At 53.8% G+C, this 12,883-nt stretch carries 12 protein-coding genes and 1 pseudogene; 10 read left to right on the forward strand and 3 right to left on the reverse strand.

The window, feature by feature from the left end:
- Window position 1 precedes the first annotated feature (1 nt).
- The 8 genes and pseudogenes from ACLQMU_RS00515 (at window position 2) to ACLQMU_RS00550 (ending at window position 7,193) form a co-directional block, all read left to right on the forward strand.
- Window positions 2–1,591 (forward strand): HD domain-containing protein, encoded by a 1,590-nt coding sequence (locus tag ACLQMU_RS00515; protein ID WP_443673481.1) that lies wholly within the window; start codon window positions 2–4, stop codon window positions 1,589–1,591.
- A gap of 43 nt (window positions 1,592–1,634) precedes the next feature.
- Window positions 1,635–2,084 (forward strand): hypothetical protein, encoded by a 450-nt coding sequence (locus tag ACLQMU_RS00520; RefSeq protein ID WP_443673482.1) that lies wholly within the window; start codon window positions 1,635–1,637, stop codon window positions 2,082–2,084.
- A 21-nt stretch (window positions 2,085–2,105) separates the two neighbouring features.
- Window positions 2,106–2,501 (forward strand): annotated as a pseudogene (locus ACLQMU_RS00525) (PD-(D/E)XK nuclease family protein); the annotation flags it as partial.
- Window positions 2,502–3,351: 850 nt separating this feature from the next.
- On the forward strand, window positions 3,352–3,873 hold the full coding sequence (locus tag ACLQMU_RS00530) for a hypothetical protein (protein ID WP_443673483.1): 522 nt from the start codon (window positions 3,352–3,354) through the stop codon (window positions 3,871–3,873).
- An 88-nt stretch (window positions 3,874–3,961) separates the two neighbouring features.
- The gene (locus ACLQMU_RS00535; RefSeq protein ID WP_424040855.1) at window positions 3,962–4,300 is read left to right on the forward strand and encodes a hypothetical protein; all 339 of its coding nucleotides are present in this window, start codon (window positions 3,962–3,964) and stop codon (window positions 4,298–4,300) included.
- Window positions 4,301–4,360: 60 nt separating this feature from the next.
- Window positions 4,361–5,155 (forward strand): DODA-type extradiol aromatic ring-opening family dioxygenase, encoded by a 795-nt coding sequence (locus ACLQMU_RS00540; RefSeq protein WP_422148865.1) that lies wholly within the window; start codon window positions 4,361–4,363, stop codon window positions 5,153–5,155.
- Window positions 5,156–5,240: 85 nt separating this feature from the next.
- A complete protein-coding gene (locus ACLQMU_RS00545) occupies window positions 5,241–6,758 on the forward strand; it encodes a transglutaminase-like domain-containing protein (RefSeq protein WP_422148864.1) in 1,518 nt (505 codons plus the stop codon).
- Window positions 6,759–6,854: 96 nt separating this feature from the next.
- Entirely contained in the window at window positions 6,855–7,193 is a 339-nt protein-coding gene (locus ACLQMU_RS00550) for a hypothetical protein (RefSeq protein WP_422148863.1), read from the forward strand.
- Between the two features lie 26 nt (window positions 7,194–7,219).
- On the opposite strand, the gene lysS is transcribed toward ACLQMU_RS00550, so the two are convergent.
- From lysS to ACLQMU_RS00565, 3 genes are all read right to left on the reverse strand, one after another.
- On the reverse strand, window positions 7,220–8,764 hold the full coding sequence (lysS, locus tag ACLQMU_RS00555) for a lysine--tRNA ligase (RefSeq protein ID WP_422148862.1): 1,545 nt from the start codon (window positions 8,762–8,764) through the stop codon (window positions 7,220–7,222).
- 192 nt (window positions 8,765–8,956) lie between these two features.
- The gene (locus ACLQMU_RS00560) at window positions 8,957–10,303 is read right to left on the reverse strand and encodes a dihydrolipoyl dehydrogenase family protein (RefSeq protein ID WP_424040852.1); all 1,347 of its coding nucleotides are present in this window, start codon (window positions 10,301–10,303) and stop codon (window positions 8,957–8,959) included.
- Window positions 10,304–10,312: 9 nt separating this feature from the next.
- Complete coding sequence (locus tag ACLQMU_RS00565) at window positions 10,313–11,299, reverse strand: hypothetical protein (RefSeq protein WP_422148860.1); 987 nt, start codon at window positions 11,297–11,299, stop codon at window positions 10,313–10,315.
- Window positions 11,300–11,359: 60 nt separating this feature from the next.
- On the opposite strand from ACLQMU_RS00565, the gene ACLQMU_RS00570 reads away from it, so the two are divergent.
- Both ACLQMU_RS00570 and ACLQMU_RS00575 read left to right on the forward strand, forming a co-directional pair.
- Window positions 11,360–12,106 carry a DUF128 domain-containing protein gene (locus tag ACLQMU_RS00570; RefSeq protein ID WP_422148859.1) on the forward strand — a complete coding sequence of 249 codons (747 nt, stop codon included), beginning with the start codon at window positions 11,360–11,362 and terminating at the stop codon, window positions 12,104–12,106.
- Between the two features lie 113 nt (window positions 12,107–12,219).
- The coding region (locus tag ACLQMU_RS00575) for a COG1361 S-layer family protein (protein WP_443673484.1) at window positions 12,220–12,883 on the forward strand (664 nt) is incomplete at its 3' end.

Raw genomic sequence — 12,883 nt, forward strand, 5'->3', positions numbered from 1 at the left:
AATGTCCCCCACTACGCAACAACCCCAACATTTAGAATTTCAACAAACGATCTTTGATAACGTTCATGGATTTATCCCTCTGACGGCAATTGAATATCGAATAATTGGTACCCAAGAATTCCAACGACTCAGAAATATTCGTCAATTGGGATTGTTAGACTACATTTTCCCTGGTGCCTTACATACTAGATTCAATCATTCCCTTGGAGTATTGTATGTTGTGGATAAAATGGTCAAGTCCCTTCAAAGGAAGGGGTATCTATTGGATAACCAAGATAATCGCCAAATCATACGATTGATTGGATTGTTACATGACATAGGTCATTATCCTTGGTCACATGTTACAGAATCTGTGGTTATTGGGGACTTAAAGAAAAAAATTCGATCATTGCCTCAACGTGAAGATAAGATTGTTTTAACTTCTGGAACCCAAATAGTGACCGATTCAAGAGGATCTAGGGGAAATGACCTAATCACTCAACTAGAAAACAGTGAGAGTCACGCTATAAATAAAACGTTTAATGAATCAAGGAATGACTCATTAGATTTTGCTCATCATGAGAGATTGGCAAGTATTGTAATCGAAAAAACAGAAATTAAAGATATTTTAATGGACTCCTTTTCACCGGATCAAATAAAAAAAATATCTCAAGTTATTGCAGGAACCACTCCTTGCTTGGAAAAAGCATTGATCCATTCAGAGCTAGATGCTGATAGATTTGATTATTTATTACGAGACTCGAAACAGACCGGGGTGACATATGGTCTATTTGATTTGGATCAAATAATTCGAAATTTGGATTTTTCTTTTGATGCACCTGAAGGATCTACTGGACTGTTTATTCGGAAAAAAGGGGCAAAAGCCGTTGAAGATTATTTACTCGCTCGATATTTCTTATATAGCACTGTGATTTATCAGAAAGCCTCAATTGGATTTCAAAAAATGGCACATATTATCTATGAGGGTTTGCTAGAGCGGGGAGAAATTGCATCTTATTGCGATATAATAAGATATTTTGACACTAATGACCTCGAAAGTTTTTATAATTTTAATGACTTGACACTTCTCCAAAAAATTCGCTCTGTAGCGAAAAATGATAATCTTGTCGATAGTGATCAGTATACTTATAATGCAGATCTGATTAAAGGGTGCTGTGAAAAAATAATCAAGCGCAAGCCGTTGAAATTGGTAGTGGAAAAACAGCGAATATTGAATAAAAACGAACCAGAACTTTCATTGGATTTTGATCTTTGCCTAACGAATCCAACTGTAATAGATGAAATTGTCGAATCTGCGAATATTGAAAAATATTGGTGTATTCCTTCAGAAGTAAGCACATCTGTTACAAATATCAGTCCCTTAATCCCAATTAGTCCAAGAGATAAAGGGGAAAGTATTCTCATAGAAGGAGAAAATAATATCCCCAAATTTCTAATTAATGATGAATCGCTAATTATCAAGCAACTCGCCAATTCCTCTCTGAAAATAGATGCAATTTACACAAAAAATGATGAATACAAAGACAAAATTTTGGCAGCAATTGAAAAATGCAGAATGATTCGAGAAATGTGGAATCGTCCTTCAATCTAGAAAAACCAAAATTATAAATATCCTGCCATTATAGTGGATGTTAATGAGCTCTTTATTGGATTCACGCTTTTTTGAGAAAAATGAATGGTCATTTTCTCGTCATAGCCTTTGGACGCAATGCAAAAGAGCCTATTTTTTTCAATATATGGGAACGTATTACACCGGGAAAAAAGAATATGACAGTTTACGACTTTGGGATTTGAAAAAGTATAATTCCAAAATTTTCCTTCAAGGATCCCTAGTACACGAAATTATAAAAAATCAACTTGGACAGCATAAACTTAAAAGACCGCTTAATGAGGAAAGTGCAATTAATCAGTATCTGAAATTGGTTGATGAAAAGCAAACCTTTGCAGATGCATATATTGTTGAGGTTTTGAATGGGGAATCTATTGATACAGCATTTTTTGGAAAAATCAAAACAGATGGGGTTGCTCAGATAAAGACATTTTTCTCTGTCATCTGGCCCAATTTAAAAGATTTGGAATATTGAGCCCACGAAGAGTTTGAACATTTTAGAATAGATGATGTCCCTGTAACTGTAAAGCCAGATTACGTTACTGAATCTGATGGACATCTTGTGATTTCTGATTGGAAAACCGGTGCAGATAATGAAAATTATGAAAATGATCTCCAAATCGCCACTTATGTTTTGTGGGCCAAAGAAAAATTTGCGTTAGATGCTGAAAAAATTCATAGCGAATTGATCTATTTGTCGACAGGAAACATGAGGTCGTATGATTTTACCGATGACGAATTAGAGCAAACTAAATCGTTAATTATTGAAGATTTTAAGAAAATGAATGAAACATATGATTTTGAAAGTTATCTGCCCAATCCTTCAGTAAAATTATGTAACGGTTGTCGCTTTTCAAAGATTTGTAAAGATACACAACTGAACTACACTTAATGTTATTACCTTTTAATAGGTGCATACGCGATCAATTAGTGGCCTCCTCCCCCCTCAAATCCGGGCCCGTATCGGCCCCGGATTCCCCCCGGCCCCCTCCCGGAAAACCCCGTAAAACGCCCGGATTTGGAGGTGCCGGAAAATCCTCTTATAATGGCCCCGATTTGAAAAATACCTGATTATATCGCTCAAAAAAGACCCCCAAGATCTGGGTGTGTTTTCATTTCCCGCATACTTTTGCCCATCAGGGTGCCGATCCGCCCAGAAAAGGGCCATGGCGGGCCTTTAATCGCAGGGTCGGAAACCGGCCGTTTTACGGGGTTATTTTAGCCGGAAAAACGCGGAATGTGGGTATTTTCTCACGTCGGAGATAGGGTAACTATAGAATCCCGACGGTTTTAACTCAGCAGACGCTCTTGGGTGCTGCCGCCCCCGCCGCGTGGGCATCCCCCGGTTGCGATGACGCCGTATTACCTGTACAGAATAATGAAAAATAGTTGTAAATGTACTACCGGGACATCGCATACGCCCCCGCCCCCTTGGGGGCAGGGATGGCGTAAGGGGGGCTGCGGACACTTGGGAATTGGATTGTTTCTGTCAGCCACGCAGTTTTCCTGCCCCAAGTTCATTTGTTTCCAAAATTTTCCGGCAAAACAGAATTCAGTCCGGAAAAATCCGGGCCGTCCGGACTTTCGGCTGGAAAAATTTCCGGTTTTTCAACTTTCAAACCAAAAAAAATACGGCCGGAAAAATTTCAATCCAAAAATTTATCCGAGTTTCAACTTTCGCGGCAAAGATTTTCCGGCCCGGGAAATTTCACGGCCAAAAAAAGGACGGGTTTTCTGATCCCATGACCCAGGCCATGTCCCGTGATTTACGACGGAATAGTGAGTTAGTTGCCGAACTTACACCCTTTTTTCCAACTTTCACGCCAGATTTTTTTGGATTTTTCAACTTTCGAACAGGAAATTTTTTTGGTTTTTCAAATTTCGAACCGGAAAAAATCCGGCCAAAAAAATTTCGCGGCAAAAACGATCCGGCCGTACAACTTTCGGGCCGAACATTTTTGGCCGGAAAAATTTTTGTACCGTACGAGCGGAACGTGATCGGCCGGAATTTTTCCGGAGGTATGTTGCCCCTCCGTTGTGAGACCCGCGGTTATGAGAGATTTTTCCGGCTTTCACGGCGATCTTTTTGGAATTTTTGGGCGCGAAAGCCCGTACAGCGCAACAATTTCCGGCATGAAAGTATTCACGCAGAAAAAGGATCGTGTTTCCAAGGTGTACCCTCAGGGGACTTTTTCAAGAGTGTTCTCCACTGCCATCAGACTTTTCCGCAAAAAGTTTGCAGCTGGCAACGAACTTTTTTGTAAAAGTCCGGCAACTGTGTCGGATTTTTTTGTAAAGTTGGAATTTTCCCCCATCACAAAACTCTTGCCCGCAGGGCGCCCATCATCCTCTATGATTCCGGATGCGGATGAGGATCCGTTTCCCCACGTCGTTAAGGTTGACCGGCTGTATCCCGAAGAGCAGGATTTTGTTGCCGATGATATATCCCCGCTCTCCCCGTACGAGATGGCAGATCTCGATGAACCGGCAACGAAGATCGACCTGCCTGCGCTGCTGCCCGGGGAAGATCCCGATCCTCCCGCAGAGAAGGTGGCTGGTCGTGCCGGTCCGCTGGACGAACCTGCAGTGTCAAGAGATATGAAAAAAGCTGATGAGCAGGTAACCCTTTCGTTTTTCAAAAAGGATAAGGAGAAACTGCGCCGCCCATGGGATGGGCCTGACCTCGGGTAGTGGTCGCCCCCCATTGCCCCCACCCCGAATCCTTTATTCCCGGACATCCAACTCCCCTGCATGGCTCCGGCAATCCTTCCCACCGTTTTTGTCTCGCACGGTGCGCCGACCCTGCCTCTCGAACAGGGCGAGCCGGCCCGGGAATTCCTCACGACACTCGGGGGACGCTATACCGGCGTCAGGGCAGTCCTCTGCGTCTCTGCGCACTGGAACACGCCCCGACCGGCGGTCAATCTCGCGGAATACCCGCAGACCATCCACGACTTCTGGGGCTTCCCTTCCGACCTGTACCGGATAACGTATCCCGCACCCGGATCGGAGGAGCTCGCCACCCGGGCGGCGGATCTTGTCGAATCGGCCGGCCTCCCCTGCGACCGCGATCCGGGACGGGGGCTCGACCACGGGACCTGGGTGCCCCTCATGCTGATGTACCCGGAGGCCGGTGTGCCGGTCGTCCAGCTCTCGATCCAGGGGCACCTCGACCCGGGGCGGCACCTCGCACTCGGGGAAGCGATCGCCCCTTTACGAAAGGAAGGCGTCCTCATCCTTGGCAGCGGCGGGGCGGTCCACCCGCTCGGCGACCCAACGGTATCGCTCGGCCCCGGGGTTCCGACCAGTGACTGGGCGATTGCCTTCAACGACTGGCTCACCCGCGTCCTGGCCACAGGGGACACAAAAAGTCTCGCGGCGTACCGGTCGCTCGCCCCTGCCGCAGAGCACGCCCAGCACTATCCCGATCATTTCATGCCGCTGCTCGTGGCCTGCGGGGCTGCGGGAAAGAGGAGCACAGGCACGGTCCTCCACCAGAGCTGGTACTGGGGCAACCTCGGGATGGGCGCCTGGGAGTTCCGGTGATCCGGCCCCCCCCTCATTGTTCCCGCCATGCATTTCCGAAGTTTAATCCCCCTCGGGTTCCCTTTTTAGTTTACCAAGGTGACCGATGACATTTCAACGACCTCTTGCATATATCCTGATCGTCCTTATCGCCGCTACTCTCCTTGTGGCAGGCTGCACGATGCAGGCAACCGGATCGTCCCCGAAAGCCGCAGCTGATGCCGCACGTGCGCAGGCAGACACGGCATTTACCGCCGGAAACTATCATGCAGCGGAAACGCTCTACGCTCTCGCGCAGGAGAACTACACCGCCGCCGGCGATACGACCGACGCCCTTTCCGCCCGGGACCGGGGGTTTGTATCTGTACGCATGACTATTGAATTTCCCTACAACAAGAGCGCCATGGCACAGGCCATCGCAGATGCCTACCCGGCTGTCCCGGCCGACCGACGGGCCGGCTGGCTCAACGGCAGCATGATCGCCACCATGCAAAGCGACGGCGAGACTTGGTATTATGCCGACAATGTGGGAAACATGCGGTACCACAACCTCGACCTGATGCAGAACATGACCGCTGCCATGAACCAGACTCCGCTCTACGACCCCCTCACGCACTACGCATTTGCCGCGGTGAATGCAACCTCCGGACCGTATGGGGGACCGGTTGCCTGGGAGGGAACCGAAGTGCTCTCCGTCCCCCGCGACCAGCTCCCGGCAAACGGCACGCTCCGGCTCTGGTTCCCGCAGCCCATTGAGACCGGCTCCCAGACCAATGTGACGATCCTCTCGGTCGAACCGGCCCAGTACGTCAAATCCGAGACCGGCACCGGCGCCGATCTCGGGCTTGCCTACCTCGAGATCCCCTTGGCGGACGTCAATGGATCGTTCCTGAACGTCACCGCCACCTTCCGGTTCGTCCAGCACGACCAGCGTTTTGTTATCGACCCGGCAAAGGTGCAGCCCTACAACACGACCAGCCCGGAGTACCTGAAGTATACAGCATCCGGCAAAAATATCGTTGTCACCCCCGCGATGAAGGCAAAAGCGCAGGAGATCGTGGGAAACGAGACCAACCCGTATCTCGAGGCCCAGAAGATCTACTGGTACATCATGGACACGCTCCCGTACAGCCACGCTCCCCATATCTGGCTTGACGCTTCAGGCACCCCGGAGTCCGTGTATGTCCTCGATACCGGCATCGGCGACTGCGGGAGCCAGAGCATGTACTTTGCCGCACTCTGCCGGTCGCTGGGGATCCCTGCCCGTTCCGTAGGTGGCTACCAGCTCGTGCCGGGCAGTGCGGGCACTCACTTCTGGGCGGAGTATTACCTCGAAGGCTACGGCTGGGTGCCGGTCGATGTGACCGCGGCGGAAACGGCGGACTGGTCCTACAATGCGACCGCTGACCAGCGCCACCAGTTCAAGGCGTACTACTTCGGCGGGCTCGACCCGTACCGGTACATCATCCAGAAGGATGTCGATATCCCACTCACCCCGGACCCGGGCAATGCCGTCCTCTTTAAGATGGTCGTCCAGTCCCCAAAGGTAGTATGCGACACCTGCCCGGACGATGTGGATCTCATCCTCCAGCAGTACTATACGACGACCGTGAACAGGGCCTGAAATCTCTCTTGTTTTTTCGGTGTGCCGGGTCGCAGGCAGCCACCATTTTCGTGCGATCATAATGTTGATGCCTGCAGGGGGCGCCCATGATCTTCCATGCTTCCGGATGCGGATGACGATCCGTTTCCCCATGTCTTCAGGGTCGACCGGCCCTATCCGGAGGAGCAGGATTTTGTTGCCGATGATGCGACCCCGCTCTCCCCGTACGGGAGGGCTGACCTCGATGAACCGGCAACGATGATCGAGATGCCTCCGCTGCAGCCCGGGGAAGATCCCGATCCTCCCGCAGAAAAGGTGCCGGATCGTGCCGGTTCCCTGGATGAAGCGGCGGTATCACGAGCCCTGAAAAAGGCTGACGATCAGGTAACTCTCTCGTTTTTCAAAAAAGATAAGGAGAAACTGCGCCGCCCGTGGGATGGGCCTGACATGGGGTAAGCGGCCCTTTTGCCGCTACGTCCCCTTTAGTTCTTCGGTGCCGGCTCTGCCGCGGGAGATTCTTTCCCGGCAGCCTCGTCCCCTTCCACCTGCATGCTCTTCATGGATGGGAAGAGGATCACTTCCTTGATGGAATTGTTACCGGTGAGGAGCATCACGAGCCGGTCGATGCCGATGCCCACGCCCCCGGTCGGCGGCATGCCGTAGCCGAGCGCGTTGATGTAATCGTAATCGATCATCTGGGCTTCGAGGTCGCCGAGCTGCCGCTTTTTGTCCTGCGCCTCGAAACGCTCCTTCTGGTCGAGCGGGTCGTTGAGCTCCGAGAAGCCGTTCGCGATCTCCATCCCGCAGATGAAGAGCTCAAAGCGCTCGGTGAAGCCCTCTTTCTCCCGGTGGCGCTTTGCAAGCGGCGAGTTCTCGACCGGGAAGTCGAAGATGAACGTCGGCTGTACCAGTTTTTCCTCGACCATGTTCTCGAAGAAATAGACGAGGAACTCCCGCTGGGTCTGGGGCTTCTCCGTTTCTTTGAGCCGGTGCTGCACGGCGAGCGTCCGGAGCTCTTCGACCGTATGCGCGAAGATGTCGATGCCGGCATACTCCCTGACCGCGTCCGCCATCGAGAGCCTGTGCAACGGCTTCTTAAACGAGATCGTAGTATCCTCGAATTTGATCTCCTGCGAGCCGTGGATCTCCCGCACGAGTGATGCAAGGAAGTCCTCGGTGAGGTCCATCATGTCGTAGACATCGTGGTACGCCCAGTAGATCTCCACCATCGTGAACTCGGGGTTGTGGTGGGTATCGATATCCTCGTTCCGGAAGTTGCGTGCAATCTCAAAGACCCGCTCGAAACCGCCGACCACGAGGCGCTTGAGATAGAGTTCGGGGGCTATCCTCAGGAAGAGTTTCTGGCCCAGGCAGTTGTGGAACGTGGTGAACGGCCGGGCATTTGCCCCACCGTAAACCGGCTGGAGGATCGGGGTTTCGAACTCGAGGAAGTCCCGGTCGGCGAGGAACCGCCGGATCGAGGATATGATCCGGCTCCGGTCCCGGAACCCCTGCCTGCTCTCCTCGTTCACGATCAGGTCGACGTACCGCTGCCGGTAGCGTTTCTCCACATCGGTGAGGCCGTGGAATTTCTCCGGCAGGGGACAGACCGCCTTCGAGAGCAGCGTGATGGTGTCCACCCAGATGGTGATCTCGCCCAGTTTCGTCCGGAAGACGTGCCCCGTCACGCCGATAAAGTCGCCCCGCTCGATGTACTGGTTGAAGAAACCAAACGCCTCGTCCCCGAGATCCGCTTTGCGCAGGTAGAGCTGGATCCTGCCGCTCTCGTCCCCGAGGTCAGCGAAGATGGTCTTGCCATGGTTGCGGATGATATACAGCCGCCCGGCCGTTGCCACGCTCTCTTCGCTCTTGTCATGGGTGATGTCCGCAAACTTCGTCCTGATGTCCGCAATCGTATCCTTCCGCTCAAAGGTGGCCGGATAGAGGTCGATGCCTTTTTCCCGCAGTGCACGGACTTTGTCGAGCCGGGTCTGGTCAAATGCAAGGGTTTCAGAGAGATCAGTCATCAGGGCGCTCCGGGGCAGGTGGTTAAACTGTACCTCATACCTTCGACCTCTTGCATAATAATACCTACAGCGGCGGACGGCCACGTCCTTGGAAAAACCGGTAGAACGGTAAAAAATGGCCGCTGTCGCAATCATGGAAATGTCCCCGATATGGGGGAGATCAAAAATACGCGTCCGGGAAACCCTGCGGGATCAGGAGGGGTTATGTTTCCTGAACAGTTCCGAGGTGTACTTCGCAAGGCTATAGATCCCGTCTGATGACGGGTGGACCTCAATGAAATCCTCGAAGTCGTGCACGGAGGAATGTCGCTGCATGAGAAACGCGAGGTACCCGGCGATGACGCCGCCCGCCGGTCCCGCGGCGCACATACCGGTGATCTCCCCTGATGTCGGATCGGCGAAGATCTTTGCAAGCCCGGTATCGCCATACGGCACCGACCAGTACGTCCCCGGCCCGGCCGGCCCGGGCAGGGCAAGCGATGCGCCACCCTCGCCGCTGGCGCCGCAGAAGGCAAGTTCATGGGCGAGGAAGATGGCCTGCGGGACATGGGTATAATCCATGTGCCGCGTTTTCCCGAGGATGTTGTCGGCCGCTACGATCCCCTCGTGCCGGGCGACCGGGGTGAGGAAGGGGGCCCCGGTCACGTCACCGCAGGCGTAGACACCGGGAACGCTCGTCTGCATCCGGTCGTTCACCACGATCTCCCCGCCCGGCCCCTTCTCGACACCGTTCACCATCCCTGAGTTAGGGACGAGTCCGGTGGCGAGCAGCACGGCATCGGCACCGATACCGGCACTGGCGCCCCCTGACCGGAACCGGACGGCCGTGACCCGAGACGTGCCGGAAATACCGGTCATGGCGGTTCCCTCCCGGATGTCCACCCCCTCCAGTTCCCTGAGTGCAATGGTGCGGAGGTGCCTGTCGAGATTTTTCAAAAAACCGCTGCGGGAAAGAATGGTGACCTTGCTTCCGAAGGCCTGGAAAATATACGCAAACTCCGCCGCCATCACGCTCCCGCCGATGATGGTAAGGTGTTCCGGCAGCTTGCGGAGCCCCCAGATTGTATGCGGCGTGCAGACTCCGGGCAGGGCGACCCCCGGGACATCAGGGACGTTCGGCCGGGAACCGGTGGCAATAATCGTGGCCTCCGCATCAACCGGCTCATCGCCGATAAAGATCTGCGCACCATCCACCCGGCCCGCCTTGCCATAGACCACGTCCACGCAGGCGTTTCTCGTCTCTTCGTCAAGGATCCCGGCGATCTTCTGCTGGATGGCGAACGTCTCGTCCATCACGTTTGAAAAACGGAGCGCCGGGAGGGCATCGGTCATCCCGAGCTCGTAAAACCTGCGTGCCGAACACAGGATGCGGGCCACGTCATTGAGGGCACAGACCGGCATGCAGCCAAAATGGAGGCACTGCCCGCCGATCCCCCGGGATTTTCCTTTGGTTTCGACGAGCGTGACCTTCTTTCCTGCCATCGCGAGCCGGATTGAGGCAATCCGCCCGGCAGGACCACCTCCGAGAACAACGATCATACGGTACGGTTAGAAGACTTCGACGCCTTCGTCCATTGGCTCTGAGAGGAGTTCCCCGGTGAAGGCGTTGACTTCGACAATCTTCTTGCCCCGGATCTGCCAGACGGGGATATAGACCTGCTTGGTGTCGACGGTGATGTTCTTGCGGTCCGGTTTCAAGGTTTTTTCCTCGTAGAAGATCGCATCGCCCTTCTCCTGCTTGATCCTGACCTTCTGGGTAAGCCGTTCGATGAGCTCGGTCACCATCCGTTCGGAGGCCTCTTCCTTGGTGATATGCGCGTCGGACACCTCCGCGTTTGCCGGGATCTCCGAATCCTCTACCTTTGTCCCGTCAAGGTCGAGCTTGATGCCGTTGATCGCGTTAATCGCACCCCAGCCGTCGGCATCGAAGGGGATGCGCCGGTCCTTGTATACCTGTTCGCCCGAGCTCGTGTAGTGGATCAGGTAATAGGGCATGAACCGGAGTTTTGCCGCGCCCTGGATCCCTGCCGTTCGGATGGCAGCCTGCTCGGAAAGCTTGACCGGGAAATGGAGGAGAGAGATGCCGGATTGTTCTTCTTCTGCGGCAGCATCCTGTGCCTCCCCGGATCCGGCTGCCGCACCGGCAGCGGCGCCCTTTCTTGCCTTCGCCTTGCCCGGCGTGAGATCGAGAGAGAGTTCCCGTGAGACAATATCGGCAAGCACCGCCTCACCCGCGTACTGGACAAACTCATCGATACCCCACTGGGTGCAGTTCTCCGTGACAATATCCTTTTCAAGGGTAAAGAGGAGCTTTTTGCAGGTCATCTCGTGGTCGTCCACCATAAGGCTGTAGTTGGTCTTGTCAAACTGCCCGATCAGCTCGGGATCGTTCGAACAGAGCACAAGAAGGCAGTCGCCATCCCGGACGGCAGAAAGATCCAGGGGCTCATCCACCTCTTCGACCTCAAAACGCGCAGCTTCAAGAATGAGCCTCATTGCATTCTTGGCTTTTTCCCGCATGTCGTGTTCCATCATATAGAGATTTCCATGGGCTTATAGAACAATTTTTCTATTGCAATCGCCGAGATCACTACAATGACCCGTCCTCTCAAGTTTGTCGATCACAGCATCGACGATTACGCGATGCAGGTAACCTACGATCCCGCCACGGGAACGGGAAATGTGGTCTACAACCTCTCGCTCGTGAAAAACGCGGACTTCGAGTACGCCGTCTCAATCTTAAAGGATGCCTACAAGACCGGCGTATCCGTCAGCGGGCTGGTAAAATTTTATTCGTCAGGCGAACGTGTTGCCGATTACGTCGTGCCCGAAGGGTTCACGGCCATCTGCACGATCTGCAGCATCACGTTCGACGGTCTTTTGATCCGGCGGGGTGTACCCATCACCCCGATTGGTGGCGGCGTGGTCGAGATCGAGAACCGTGCCCCGATCCGGTTTACGCATATCATCCTCTACGAGTATACGACCATCGATCCGCTGCAGGTGCTCATCTCCCAGCAGATCACTTCGGTCACTGACGTGATGCGGAGGGGGAGCGGGAATATCCTCGCGAACATCCGGGAGTTCCACATGGAAGCCGAGCCGCTCGTGGGGAGCGTGCTTGACGAGCTCGCGGACAGTAGTTTTACCGGGATCCTCGAAGTGGGGGTGCCCAACGTCCCGCTTCTCGGCGTGCCGGGGAGTCCGCAATATGTCTCCATCGCTGCGGTGGGCGGTACGAACCCGATGGCCGCGATCCGTGAGGGCGGGCGCTGGGTCCAGACGCAGGCCATGAAAGGCCTCATGGATATCCGGGATCTTGTGGAGATCCGGGATTACTAAAACCGGTTTTCCCCGTCGTTCCTGTCAGTTTTTCCCGGGTACCCGGCCCGCCTCACATCGCTTTATATGATCCGGTATAAATGTGTACCAACAACAACTGCACGTGATTCCCGATGAAATATCATTTTACGCTCGCTCTCCTGATCGTCGCAGCACTTCTGTGCATCACGCCCGCGCTGGGCGCGGAAAAATATATCGGCGGGACCCCGGAAATAACGGCCTACCTCTCCGGTGTGAACGAGTTTTCCCCGGGGCAGGATGCCACGATAACGGTGGTCATCCAGAACAGCGGAACCAGCGCGGTGGTATTCACCGACCAGGGAACGCTGACACCCGCAGATGTCCCCACCACGGCGAAGCTCGTCACGGTGGGACTCTCCTCCGGCGGATCCCCGATCAACATCAAGACCGACCCGCAGAACATGGGTGATCTCCCCAGCCCGGGGATCACCACTGCCAGTTTTGCGGCAAAGGTCACATCAGATGCGACGCTCGGGGAATACACCCTTCCCCTGACCATCCAGTACCAGTATCTCTCCAACAGCCTTGCGAACCAGCCGACGAGCGAAACGCTCCGGTACCAGTACACTCCCGTGACCCTGACGATCCCGCTCACCATCAAAATAGAACCGGCCGTCCAGATAGCCGTGCTCAGGGCCGATGCGCCGGACCTTGTCGTGGGAATGGAAGGCTACGTCAACCTGACGATCAAAAATATCGGCTACGATGACGGGACGCAGGCGACCGTCACGATCCTGCAGAACGGCAACAGCGCTG

It is taken from the genome of Methanoregula sp., assembly GCF_052325125.1.
GTDB lineage: Archaea > Halobacteriota > Methanomicrobia > Methanomicrobiales > Methanospirillaceae > Methanoregula.

Bases quoted from the DNA above. Each gene is read 5' to 3' on its own strand.
- ACLQMU_RS00515 (WP_443673481.1), top strand. From the start codon at position 2: ATGTCCCCCACTACGCAACAACCCCAACATTTAGAATTTCAACAAACG.
- ACLQMU_RS00520 (WP_443673482.1), top strand. From the start codon at position 1,635: ATGAGCTCTTTATTGGATTCACGCTTTTTTGAGAAAAATGAATGGTCA.
- ACLQMU_RS00530 (WP_443673483.1), top strand. From the start codon at position 3,352: ATGACCCAGGCCATGTCCCGTGATTTACGACGGAATAGTGAGTTAGTT.
- ACLQMU_RS00535 (WP_424040855.1), top strand. From the start codon at position 3,962: ATGATTCCGGATGCGGATGAGGATCCGTTTCCCCACGTCGTTAAGGTT.
- ACLQMU_RS00540 (WP_422148865.1), top strand. From the start codon at position 4,361: ATGGCTCCGGCAATCCTTCCCACCGTTTTTGTCTCGCACGGTGCGCCG.
- ACLQMU_RS00545 (WP_422148864.1), top strand. From the start codon at position 5,241: ATGACATTTCAACGACCTCTTGCATATATCCTGATCGTCCTTATCGCC.
- ACLQMU_RS00550 (WP_422148863.1), top strand. From the start codon at position 6,855: ATGCTTCCGGATGCGGATGACGATCCGTTTCCCCATGTCTTCAGGGTC.
- lysS (WP_422148862.1), bottom strand. From the start codon at position 8,764: ATGACTGATCTCTCTGAAACCCTTGCATTTGACCAGACCCGGCTCGAC.
- ACLQMU_RS00560 (WP_424040852.1), bottom strand. From the start codon at position 10,303: ATGATCGTTGTTCTCGGAGGTGGTCCTGCCGGGCGGATTGCCTCAATC.
- ACLQMU_RS00565 (WP_422148860.1), bottom strand. From the start codon at position 11,299: ATGATGGAACACGACATGCGGGAAAAAGCCAAGAATGCAATGAGGCTC.
- ACLQMU_RS00570 (WP_422148859.1), top strand. From the start codon at position 11,360: ATGACCCGTCCTCTCAAGTTTGTCGATCACAGCATCGACGATTACGCG.